Below are 11,256 nucleotides of genomic sequence, written 5' to 3' on the forward strand. Positions count from 1 at the left end.
AGGAGTTTGCCGTGCAGTTCAATCTGATCGGCCCATTCGAGATCGTCGCCGACAACGGAAAGACGTACGCACCCAGTACGCCGAAGGTCTGCCAGACGCTCGCGGTGCTGCTCACCCGTCCCAACGAAATTGTCGCCACCAAATCCCTGATCCGGGAATTGTGGGAGGACCAGCCGCCGCGCAGCGCCCTGACGACGCTGCAGACGTACATCTACCACGCCCGTCGCATGTTCGTCACCGAGGAACTGACGCCGCAGGGACGGGACCTGCTGACCACCCATCCCCAGGGCTACAAGATCCAGGTCGACGAATACCAGGTGGATGTCAAAAACTTCGAGCGGCTGGTGGTACAGGGGCAGGCGGCGCTGCGCGAGGGAAAGGCCGAAGTGGCCATCTCCCACCTCCGCAAGGCCCTCGAACTGTGGCGCGGCCCGGCGCTGTTCAATATTCAGGCGGGCAGTGTCCTCAAGGGCCGTATCGCGTTCGTCGAGGAGCTGCGGATCCGCGCCCTGGAACTGCGTATCGAGGCGGAGATCCAGCTGGGGATGTACCGCGAAGTCATTCCGGAATTGCGGGAACTGGTCAACAGCTATCCGCTCAACGAATGGTTCCACGGGCGGCTGATCGCCTCGCTGCACCGCTCGGGCCGCCGCGCCGAGGCGCTGCGCGTCTACCAGGATCTGCGCCGTACGCTGAGCGAGGAGCTGGGCCTGGAGCCCTCCCCCGAGCTGCAGCGCCTCCAGCTGGAGGTCCTGGACCCGCGCCCGAACCGCGCCCCGGCCGCCAAACGGGCCGCCGCCCGCACCGGCCCGTCGTACGCCCACGCGGGCGCCGTCGCCCCGGCCCGCACCACCCGGGTCGCCTGACCGGCCCGCCCGCCCACCGGCGCCGCCCCGGCGCCTGCGCTCCTCGAACACGGCTCGAGGACACCTCGAGCGCCGCCCCGTCCCGGTTGACCCGGAACTTGGTTGAAGCGGCAAGGTTAGAGTTCTGCTGTACCGCGAAACGGCGGTCGGACCAAGCGCGTTGAGGGCATGGGGGCAGACGGCATGAGCACTGGGACACGGTCATGAGGGCAGCGGTCGTCAGAGCGTTCGGCGGCCCCGAGGTTCTGCAGATCGCCGAGATCCCGACCCCCCGGCCCGGCCACGGCCAGGTGCGCGTACGGGTCAAGACCGCGGGCGTCCAGGCATACGACACCGCGGTGCGGGCCGGCTGGGAGCCGCCCGGCATGACGGTGCGCTTCCCGCAGGTGCTGGGCAACGACTTCGCCGGAGTGGTGGACGCGGTGGGCGAGGGCGTCACGGCGTTCGCCGCCGGGGACGAGGTCCTGGGCTCGGCCTTATTGGCGTGTTATGCCGACTTCGTCGTCGTCCCGCAGGACCAGGCCACCGCCAAGCCCGTGAACATGCCTTGGCAGGTGGCCGGTTCGTTCTCGGTGTCCGCGCAGGCCGCGCACACCGCCCTGCAGGAGCTGAAGGTCGGCGAGGGCGACACCCTGCTGCTGCACGCGGCGGCGGGCGGCGTGGGCACGGTCGCGGTACAGCTGGCCCGGCAGTGGGGCGCGCGGGTGATCGGCACCGCCGGTGAGCACAACCACGACTATCTGCGCCGGCTGGGCGCCGTACCGGTCACCTACGGCGAGGGCCTGGCCGACCGGGTGCGCGCGCTGGCCCCCGAGGGGGTCACCGCGGCGCTGGACGCCATCGGCGGCTGCTCGCTGGATGTGTCGCTGGAGCTGGTCGAGGACCGCCAACGCATCGGCACGCTCGTGGAGTTCGGCCGGGTGGAGGGCCTGGGCATCCGGGCCCTGCACACCCAGCGGTCGGCCGCCCGCCTCAAGCGGCTGGCCGATCTGTACGCGCAGGGAATGCTGCACATCGAGGTGTCCGGGGCGTTCCCGCTGGAGCGGGCGGCGGACGCACACCGCGAGGTGGACACCGGCCATGTGCGCGGCAAGGTCGTTCTGGAGATCGGCTGAACCGCGGCGCAGGCGCGACGGGCGGCCCGCCGGCGGCCCGCACCCGGCGGGTGTCCTCCCCCGCCCCGCGGGCGGCCCGTTCGCGCCTGCCGTCCCTGCATTCCTTGTTGGGACAGGTGTGGGGTAGGTGTGGTGCACCGGCCGGACGGAAAGGGCTTCGATGACCCCCTCGCACCGCATCCCCCTGCTGCTGGCGGCCTCGCTCGCCGTCGGGCTCAGCGCGTGCAGCGCCGATACCGCCGAGCACGCGGACGGTCCCGCCGCTGCCGCCGAGGCGTTCCTGGCCGCCTGGGCCAAGGGCGACACCGCGGCCGCCGCCGGGCACACCTCCGACCCGAAGGCCGCGGCCGGTCAGCTGCGTGCGGTGGAGGGTGAACTGCGCCCGCGGTCACGGCTGTTCACGGCTCGCGCACCCGAGGAGAAGCCCGGCACGTCCACGGCGCGGGTGCCCTTCCACGCGCGGCTCACCCTCGCCGAGGGCGCCACCTGGTCGTACGACTCCACCGCACAGATGGTCCGCAAGGACGGCGCGTGGAAAGTCGCCTGGCGCCCCTCGGTGGTGCACCCCGCGCTCACCGCCGACACCCGCCTGCAGCGGGTGCGCGAACTGCCGCCGCGGGCCCAGGTGTTGGCGGAGGACGGCTATCCGGTCGCCGCCGACGCGCAGGTGTGGTCGATCGCCATCTGGCCCGCCGAGCTCACCGACCCCGAGCGCGCCTACCGGGCCCTTGACGCGCTGAAGGTGGACCTCGACACCCGGGCGCTGCGCAAGCGGGTGGCCACCGCCCGCCCCGATCAGTCGGTGCCGGTGGTGACGCTGCGCGAGGAGGTCTACCAGGACCACCGCGCCCGGCTCCTGCCCATCCCCGGGCTCCAGTTCCGCTCCTCGCAGCGGTCGGTGGCCCGGATGGCCAAGGCCCTGGTGGGCACGGTCGCACCGGCCTCCCAGGAGACACTGCGGCACGCCGGGCCCGGCGCAGCGGCCGAAGACGTGGTGGGCGCGAGCGGGCTCCAGTACCGCTATCAGCGGCAGCTGGCGGGCCGGGCCGCGGTCTCGGTCCGGCTCGTCGACCGGCTCGACGGCGACAGCAGGACGCTGTTCACCGGCGGCGGCAAGAAGGGCACCCCGCTGCGTACGACGCTCAGCGCGCGCGTCCAGCAGGCCGCCGAGGCCGCGCTGAAGGGGCTGGACAAGAACGCCGCGCTGGTGGCCCTGCGGCCGAGCACCGGCCACGTACTCGCGGTCGCCGACAACCCCGCCGACCAGGCCGACCGGGCCCTGACGGGCAGGTACCCACCCGGCTCGACCTTCAAGGCCGTCACCGCCGCGGCCCTCCTCCAGCGCGGCCTGGACCCGGACCAGCGCGTCGACTGCCCCCGCTACGCCCGCGTCGACGGGCAGCGCTTCGAGAACCAGGACCTCTTCCGGCTCCCGCCCCACGCCACCTTCCACGACGCCTTCGCCCGCTCCTGCAACACCGCCTTCGTCGGCCTGCGCGACCGCCTGGAGGCCGGTTCGCTGACCGAGGCCGCGGCCCGGTTCGGCATCGGCGGTACGTGGAGCGTGGGCGCGGCGACGTACGACGGCAGCGTCCCGGTGGCCGCGAGCGGCAACGAGAAGGCCGCCGGGGCGATCGGCCAGGCCCGTATCGAGGTCAGCCCGCTGGTGATGGCCTCCGTCGCCGCCACCGTCCAGCAGGGGCGCTTCCACCAGCCGGTCCTGGTCCCGGGCGCGGCGGGCCGTCGCCACGAGGCGCCCCAGCAGCTCGCGCCGGACGTCGCCGGGCAGCTGCGCTCCCTGATGCGCGCGGTGGTCACCGAGGGCTCGGGCCGGGCCCTCAAGGGCATCCCCGGCGCCCCGGCGGCCAAGACGGGCACCGCGGAGTTCGGCACGGACTCCCCGCCGCGCACCCACGCCTGGATGATCGGCTTCAACGGCGACCTGGCCTTCGCCGTCCTCCTGGAGGACGGCGGCTCCGGCGGCAAGGACGCAGGCCCGGTCGCCGCCGCGTTCCTGGAGCGCCTGGCGCCGAAGAGCGGTTGACGCGCCCGGGGAGGTTGCGGCGGTTGATCCGCTACGTCCCACTACGGCGCACACGGTCGGGATCCGGTCAGTCACGGTCCGCTTCAAGCCGGATCGGCCCGGGGCGCATTGATCTCGCAAACCTCCCATGATCCGTTGGCTTCGGTGCTGTATCTGTGCACGGGTGCACCGGACCGTGCGCGGCAGCGGCGAGGAAGAGGTGGCGTATGATCGACGTGGATGGTGTACTCCCCACCCCCTGGGGCGAGTTGAGTACCACCGAGGACGTGGTGGCCGCGGCCATGGAGTGGCACTTCGGCCCGGAGACCGGATCGAGATTCTGGCGGGAGCGCGCCGCCTCGCTCCCCTTCGACCCGCGCAAGGACATCGTCACCGTCCAGGACCTCGCCCGCTTCCCCGACGTCAGCGCCGAGTGGCGCGATCTGCCGGTGGAGGACCTGCTCCCGGCGGGGCTGCGCAAGCTGGGCCGGCTGCCGTCGGTGTACGAGAGCGGCGGCACCACCGGCGCCCCCAAGCGCATCGTCGACCTCGGCCAGTGGGAGCGCACCACCCGGTGGTGGTCCCAGGTCCTGGACCGGCACACCCTGCCCCGCGACGAGGGCAATCTGCTGTACGTCGGCCCCAGCGGGCCCCATGTGGTGGCCCATATGGTGCAGACCCTGGCCCGGCTGCGCGGCGCGGTGTTCTTCCCCGTGGACCTGGACCCGCGCTGGGTGCGCAGGTCGGTCAAGGCGGGCCACGACGACACCGCCAAGCGCTATGTCGAGCACATCCTGGACCAGGCCCAGTGGGCGCTCTCCTCGCAGCGCATCAGCCTGCTGTACGCGACCCCGCCGCTGCTGGAGGCGATCGCCGGGCGCCCCGCGCTGGCCGACCTGGTGCGCGCCAAGGTGCGCGGCATCATGTGGGGCGGCACCTCCATCGACGCGGAGACCCTGCGCCTGCTGTCCGGCGAGGTCTTCCCCGACGCGGTCTTCGCCGGGCTGTACGGCAACACGATGATGGGCGCCGCGCCGCAGCGGCCCGCCGTGCCCGGCGACGCCTGGCCGTGCGTCTTCCAGAGCTTCCACCCCTACGTCCACCTCGAACTGCTCGATCCCCAGGACGGGTCCCGGCGGGTGGAGTACGGCGAGCGGGGGCGGGTGCGTATGCACCAGCTCAGCCCCGAGGTGCTGCTGCCCGCGGTGTTCGAGCGGGACACCGCGGTGCGGGTCGCCCCGGTGGCGGGGTACACCGGGGACGGCGTGGCCGATGTCCAGCCGTACCGCGCCGACGGCGCCGAGATCATCGAGGGGGTGTACTGACCGTGACCGGGGTCGACGCGGGGACCGGCACGGTGGTCGATGTGGAGCGCCCCTCGGGGCCGTACCGGTCGGCGAACGTGGCGCCCCTGACCGATGTGCGCGGCCGCGAGAGCGGTGAACTCTCGCTGGCGCCACCGCTGTTGGTGCGCCGTGTGATCGAGGAGATGCGGGCGGCGCCGCGGCAGGGCGAGCAGGAGCGGCTGGCGGCGCTGGCGCTGGCCGGGGAGCTGTTCGCCACCACCACCCTGGAGGGCGAGTCGCCCGAGGAGTACTGCCGCGCCCAGGCGGCGGTGTCCGGGCTGCCGCTCGGCATCGTCCGGCGCGTCCTGGCCAGGACCGCCGAGGCGGGGCGGGCCGCGGCGGGCGCGCTGGCGGCGCAGCGCCCGGCGGGCGCGCTGTCCGCGGCCCACTGGGACAGCGCGCGGGGCGCGGCCCCGGTATGGGTGCGCAAGGGCGAGGTACTGGGCGTCCTGGCGCCGGGCAACCACCCCGCGACCCACCTGGAGTGGCTGGGCGCCCTCGCGTTGGGCTACCGGGTGGCCGTACGCCCCTCCCGGCGCGACCCGTTCACCCCGCGCCGGCTCGTCCGCGCGCTGCGTCAGGCCGGTCTCGCCCCCGGCTATACGGCGCTGCTGCCGACCCGTCACGAGCACGCCGAGGCCCTGCTGGAGCACGCCGACCGCGGCCTGGTGTACGGCGGCGACGCGGTCGTGGCGCGCTACGCGGACAGCGGCCGGGTGCTGGCGCAGGGGCCGGGCCGCTCCAAGGTGCTGTTCGCCGGCGGGGTGCGGTGGCAGGACGGGCTGGCGACAGTGCTGGACTCCGTGGCGGGCGAGGCGGGGGTGCAGTGCCTCAACGCCAGCGCGGTGCTGTGCCGCGACGACCACCGGGGGCTTGCCCGCGCCCTGGCCGAGGAGCTGGGCCGGCTGCCCGCGCTCGCCCCGCACGAGGAGGGTGCCGTGCTGCCGGTACGGCCCCTGGCCGAGGCCGAGAAGCTGGCGCGGTGGCTGCGGGAGAACACGGGAGCGGGTCCGGACGGCGACCTGGTCGCGGATCTCGGCGACGGCAGCGCCGTACTGCGCCCGGCGGTGACCGCCCTCGATGACCCGCAGGACGCGCGCTTCGGCGTCGAACTGCCCTTTCCGTACGCGGCCGTTGCGCCCTGGGAGCCCCAGTGGCGGCCGTCCGCGCTGGGCCGCACCCTGGCCCTGACCGTGCTCGGCGGGGACGCGGATCTGGTGGGCGCGTGCCTGGCCGCCCCGCAGATCCGCAACACCCACTGGGGCGAGGTGCCCACCCACTTCTCCCGCCCGGGCCTGCCGCACGACGGCTCGCTGGCAGAGTTCCTGATGGAGACCAAGACGTTCGCGCGCGCATCCGAGGAGACCTTCGAGGAGAGCGGCCATGACCTCCCCCGGACCGACTGAGCACGGCCGGCACCTGGACCCCACCCTCTACCGCTCCCCGGCCGAGGCGGCCGCGGCGCCGCCCGAGAAGCTCGCCTACGTCGTGGGCTTCGACCCCGAGGCGCGGCGCCCGGACGCCCTGACGGCCGACCGGCGGCCCGCAGATGGCCGAGCTGAGCCGGGACGGGCGGCGGGTGTATCTGACCAACTCGCTGTACGGGTCCTGGGGCGAGCAGTTCTACCCGGACGGCATCCAGGCGTGGACGGTCAAGCTGGACGCCGACACCGCGGCGGGCGGGCTCGCCGTGGACGGGCGCTTCTTCCCGCACGGCGCGGACTTCCGCGGGCTGCGCGTGCACCAGACCCGCTTGCAGGGCGGCGACGCCTCGTCCGACTCGTACTGCTACCGGCGAGCCGAATACCCTTGCCGTGAGCGGCTGTTGGGGCTAGAGCAGGTCCTCGATCGTGATCGGCAGCTTGCGCACCCGCCTGCCGGTGGCGTGGTGCACGGCGTTGGCGATGGCGGCCGCGGCGCCGACCTGGCCGACCTCGCCGACGCCCTTGACGCCGAGCGGATTGACGATCTCGTCGCTCACCTCGACGAGTTCGACCTCGACGTCCGGGGCGTCGGCGTTCACCGCGACGAGGTACTCGCCGAGGCTGGCGTTGGCCCAGCGCCCGGTGCGCGGCTCCATGTGGGTGGCCTCCAGCAGCGCCTGCCCCAGCCCCCACAGCATGCCGCCCATCAACTGGCTGCGGGCAGTCTTGGCGTTGAGCACCCGGCCGGGCGCGAAGGCGCCGACCATCCGCCGCACGCGGACCAGCCCGAGGTCGGGGTCCACGGCGACCTCGGCGAACTGGGCGCCGAAGGTGAGCAGTCCGTAGTTGCCGAGCTCGGCCGGCGGGCTCCAGGAGCCCGATGCCTCGGCGTCGGGGAGGAAGTTGCGCCCCAGCAGCTCGCCGTAGCTCTCCCCGGCGCCGTCCGGCAGCTCCATGCGGCCCTCGCGGACCGTGACCTGCGCGGGGTCGGCGCCGTGCAGCGGGGAGCCGGTGTCGCCGACGGCCTGCGCGACGAGCTGGTCGCGCAGGGCGGTGGCGGCGCTGTGCACGGCCGCGCTGAGCATCCCGGCACCCGAAGAGCCCACGGCCGCCGCGGTGTTGGGCAGGTCGGTGTCGCCGTTCTCGACGCGGCAGCGCTCCACGGGCAGCCCGAGGGCGTCGGCGGCGACCTGGGTCATGACGGTGGCGACGCCGGTGCCGAAGTCGGAGAAGGAGGCCTGGACGACGGCGGCGCCGTCCGCGTAGAGGCGGGCGCGGGCGCGCTGGGGGTTGTGGGGCGGGTAGACCGGGTAGCCGGCCGCGGCCATGCCGGAGCCGATCAGCCAGTTGCCCTCGCGCCGGGAGCCGGGGCGCGCGTCGCGGGCGGCCCACCCGAAGCGCTCGGCGCCGCGCTCGTAGCACTCGCGCAGCCCGTTGCTGGACCAGGGTTTGCCGCTGGCCGGGTCCTTGTCCGCGTAGTTGCGCAGCCGCAGCTCGACGGGGTCCAGGCCCAGCCGCTCGGCGAGCTCGTCCATGGCGCACTCCAGCGCGAACATGCCGGAGGCCTCGCCGGGGCAGCGCATGAACGTCGGCGTCATGGTGTTGGCGCGAAAGAGCCGGTAGACGCCCTCGTAGTCGGGGATGTCGTAGATCTGCGCGGCGACGCCGAGGGAGGGCTCGGCCCAGTCGTCGAAGTGCGAGGTGGGCGAGAGCTTGTGGTGGCGCAGCGCGGTGAGCCGCCCGTCCTGGGTGGCGCCCAGCTCGATGGTCTGTTCCTGTTCCTCGCGGTGGCCGCAGGAGGTGAACATCTGCTCGCGGGTCAGGGCGAGCCGGACCGGGCGTCCCACGTGGCGGGCGGCGAGCGCGGCGAGCGTGGGGTGGTGCCAGATCATGGCCTTGGAGCCGAAGCTGCCGCCGACGTAATGGCCGATGACGCGGATCCTGGAGGCGGGGATGCCCAGGTGCGCGGAGACGGTGTGCTGGGTGGCGTTGGGGCCCTGGGTGGCGTCGTGCAGGGTGAGCCGCTCGCCCTCCCACTGGGCGGTGGTGGCCGAGGGTTCGATGGGGTTGTGGTGGTTGGCGGCGTAGGTGTACGTGGCCTCGATGCGCTCCTGGGCGCGGGCCAGCCCCGCGGTCACGTCCCCGCGTTCGGTGCGTCCCGGAATGAACCCCGCGAAGATCTTCTCGGGTTCGTAGGCCTGGTCGCGCCCTTGTTCCACGGTGGTGACCGACGGGGTCTGTTCGTAGGTGGCGCGGACCAGGCGGGCGGCGTGCAGGGCCCGCTCGTAGGTGTCGGCGACCACGAGCGCGATGTGCTGGCCCGCGTAGTGCACGGTGTCGTCCTGGAAGGGGAAGAACGTCTCGCCCGGGGCGGCCATGCCCGCCAGGGAGGGCAGCAGCGGGGGCTGCGCGGCGATCTTGGGCAGGTTCTCGTGGGTGAGGACGGCCAGGACGCCCTCGCAGGCCATGGCCTCTGCGGTGTCCAGGGCGGTGATGCGCCCGCTGGAAACGGCGGCGCCGACGAGGACGGCGTGCGCCAGGTCGGGCAGCGGGATCTCGGCCGCGTAGCGGGCGCTGCCGGTGACCTTGGGGCGGCCGTCGACGCGGTCGAGCGGGCGGCCGACGGCCTGGGGGGTGGCGTTCATCGCGGACTCCCGGTCGGGGCGAGGGTCTCAAGGGCGCGTACGACGGCCCGCTGGGCGAGTTCGACCTTGAAGGCGTTCATGGGGGTGGTGCGGGCGCCGGCCAGTTCCTCGCGGGCGGCCTGTGCGAAGTTCTCCCGCTGGGCGCGGGCGCCGAGCAGGAAGTCCTCGGCGGCGCGGGCCCGCCAGGGCTTGGTGGCCACTCCGCCCAGCGCGATCCGTACGTCCCTGACCTCGCCGCCGTCCACGCTCAGCGCGGCGGCCACGGAGACCAGCGCGAACTCGTAGGACTCGCGGTCGCGGACCTTGAGGTAGGTGGAGGCGCGGGCCACCGGCGTCGCCGGGATCTCGATGGCGGTGATCAACTCGCCGTGTTCCAGCGGGTGTTCGCGCTCGGGGGTGTCGCCGGGCAGCGGGAAGAAGTCCTCGAAGGTGTGGCTGCGCTCGCCGTCGCCGGTACGGGTGTGCACCGTGGCGTCCAGGGCCATCAGCGGTACGGCGACGTCGGAGGGGTGGGTGGCGATGCAGTGGTCGCTGGTGCCCAGCACCGCGTGGCCGCGGCTGATGCCCTCGATCGCGGCGCAGCCGCTGCCCGGTGCGCGCTTGTTGCACGGCGATTCGCCGTCGCGGAAGTAGCCGCAGCGCACCCGCTGGAGCACGTTGCCGCCCATGGAGGCCATGTTGCGCAGCTGGGCCGAGGCGCCGAGCTCCAGCGCGCGGGAGACCATCGGGAAGCGCTCGCGCACCACGGGGGCCGCGGCCACCTCGCTCATCCGGGTCAGCGCGCCCAGCCGCAGCCCGCCGTCGGGCAGGTCCTCGATCCCGGTCAGGGGCAGGTCGTTGATGTCGACCAGCCGGTGCGGGGTGTGCACGTTCTGGCGCAGCAGGTCGACCTGGGTCGTCCCGCCCGCCAGGTAGGCGCTCTGCCCGTCCGCCGCCACGGCCCGGACCGCGCCGGTGACGTCGACGGCACGTACGTAACTGACTGGCCGCACGGTGGTGCTCCCTCTGCCTCTTCGATCGCCCCGGCCCGGTGGTCTCCCGCCGGGGCCCGTCAGCTCTGGTCGCGGACGGCGCGGATGGCCGCCCGGATGTTGGGGTAAGCGGCGCAGCGGCAGATGTTGCCGCTCATCCACTCCTTGATCTCCTCGTCGTCCGTGGTGTGGCCCTCTTCCAGGAGCGCCACGGCGGACATGATCTGGCCCGGGGTGCAGTAGCCGCACTGGAAGGCGTCGTGATCGATGAAGGCGCGCTGCACGGGGTGCAGTTCCCCGCCGTCCGCGAGGCCCTCGACGGTGGCCACCGCGCGGCCCTCGCAGGTGATGGCGAGCGTCAGGCAGCCCAGCACCCGCCGGCCGTCCACCCACAGCGTGCAGGCTCCGCAGGTGCCCTGGTCGCAGCCGCGCTTGGCGCCGGTGAGGTAGAGGTGTTCGCGCAGTGCCTGCAGCAGACTGACCCGCGGTTCGATGTCCATGGTCCGTTCGCGGCCGTTGACGGTGAGCGTGACCCTCACCGGTCCGGGGCCGCGTTCCGGTGGGGCACCGGGGCTCGCGGGCGTATCCGTCGTCGTGTTCTGCGCAGACACCGGCGCACCTCCTGAGGTCGTCGTCGCCATGCTGGCCTCCCCGCCGAACACCCGCAATGCAGGGCTTTGGGCCGAATGGGGTGCTGTGCCGGTATCGCACCGCGAACCGGGCGCCGGCTCCGGAGCCGTACGGGCAGCTCCCGCGCACCTGCCCCGGGCACTGTCCACACGACGGGCGTAGCGCGACCGATCACCGGGCCCCGAATTCACGCGTATACGGCAGGCCGCTTCGAGTAGCGCGATCGCACCGCGCAG

The 11,256-nt window shown here is 73.6% G+C and carries 8 protein-coding genes and 1 pseudogene; 6 read left to right on the forward strand and 3 right to left on the reverse strand.

Annotated features, from left to right (window positions below; translation table 11 throughout):
- The first annotated feature begins 11 nt into the window (after positions 1-11).
- The 6 genes and pseudogenes from AC4IJH_RS11055 to AC4IJH_RS11080 form a co-directional block, all read left to right on the forward strand.
- The gene (locus tag AC4IJH_RS11055) at positions 12-866 is read left to right on the forward strand and encodes an AfsR/SARP family transcriptional regulator (protein WP_490851423.1); all 855 of its coding nucleotides are present in this window, start codon (positions 12-14) and stop codon (positions 864-866) included.
- Positions 867-1,069: 203 nt separating this feature from the next.
- Entirely contained in the window at positions 1,070-1,981 is a 912-nt protein-coding gene (locus AC4IJH_RS11060) for an NADP-dependent oxidoreductase (RefSeq protein ID WP_490851424.1), read from the forward strand.
- A gap of 160 nt (positions 1,982-2,141) precedes the next feature.
- Positions 2,142-4,025 carry a penicillin-binding transpeptidase domain-containing protein gene (locus AC4IJH_RS11065; protein WP_490851425.1) on the forward strand — a complete coding sequence of 628 codons (1,884 nt, stop codon included), beginning with the start codon at positions 2,142-2,144 and terminating at the stop codon, positions 4,023-4,025.
- 206 nt (positions 4,026-4,231) lie between these two features.
- A complete protein-coding gene (locus tag AC4IJH_RS11070; protein WP_490851426.1) occupies positions 4,232-5,329 on the forward strand; it encodes a phenylacetate--CoA ligase family protein in 1,098 nt (365 codons plus the stop codon).
- A gap of 2 nt (positions 5,330-5,331) precedes the next feature.
- A complete protein-coding gene (locus AC4IJH_RS11075) occupies positions 5,332-6,756 on the forward strand; it encodes an aldehyde dehydrogenase family protein (protein WP_490851427.1) in 1,425 nt (474 codons plus the stop codon).
- Positions 6,757-6,899: 143 nt separating this feature from the next.
- A pseudogene (locus AC4IJH_RS11080) lies at positions 6,900-7,079 on the forward strand (selenium-binding protein SBP56-related protein); the annotation flags it as partial.
- A 102-nt stretch (positions 7,080-7,181) separates the two neighbouring features.
- Here the strand turns inward: AC4IJH_RS11080 and AC4IJH_RS11085 are convergent.
- From AC4IJH_RS11085 to AC4IJH_RS11095, 3 genes are read right to left on the reverse strand one after another with little or no spacing between them, the layout of a single operon-like run.
- Complete coding sequence (locus tag AC4IJH_RS11085) at positions 7,182-9,419, reverse strand: xanthine dehydrogenase family protein molybdopterin-binding subunit (RefSeq protein WP_490851428.1); 2,238 nt, start codon at positions 9,417-9,419, stop codon at positions 7,182-7,184.
- Positions 9,416-10,411 carry an FAD binding domain-containing protein gene (locus AC4IJH_RS11090; protein ID WP_490851429.1) on the reverse strand — a complete coding sequence of 332 codons (996 nt, stop codon included), beginning with the start codon at positions 10,409-10,411 and terminating at the stop codon, positions 9,416-9,418. The genes AC4IJH_RS11085 and AC4IJH_RS11090 overlap by 4 nt, the downstream gene beginning before the upstream one ends.
- Positions 10,412-10,470: 59 nt before the next feature.
- The gene (locus AC4IJH_RS11095; RefSeq protein WP_490851430.1) at positions 10,471-11,031 is read right to left on the reverse strand and encodes a (2Fe-2S)-binding protein; all 561 of its coding nucleotides are present in this window, start codon (positions 11,029-11,031) and stop codon (positions 10,471-10,473) included.
- Between the last annotated feature and the right edge of the window lie 225 nt (positions 11,032-11,256).

This window comes from Streptomyces sp. UF-297 (assembly GCF_058245575.1).

Excerpts from the sequence above, each read along its gene's own strand:
- AC4IJH_RS11060 (WP_490851424.1), top strand. The coding sequence starts at position 1,070 with ATGAGGGCAGCGGTCGTCAGAGCGTTCGGCGGCCCCGAGGTTCTGCAG.
- AC4IJH_RS11065 (WP_490851425.1), top strand. The coding sequence starts at position 2,142 with ATGACCCCCTCGCACCGCATCCCCCTGCTGCTGGCGGCCTCGCTCGCC.
- AC4IJH_RS11070 (WP_490851426.1), top strand. The coding sequence starts at position 4,232 with ATGATCGACGTGGATGGTGTACTCCCCACCCCCTGGGGCGAGTTGAGT.
- AC4IJH_RS11085 (WP_490851428.1), bottom strand. The coding sequence starts at position 9,419 with ATGAACGCCACCCCCCAGGCCGTCGGCCGCCCGCTCGACCGCGTCGAC.
- AC4IJH_RS11095 (WP_490851430.1), bottom strand. The coding sequence starts at position 11,031 with ATGGCGACGACGACCTCAGGAGGTGCGCCGGTGTCTGCGCAGAACACG.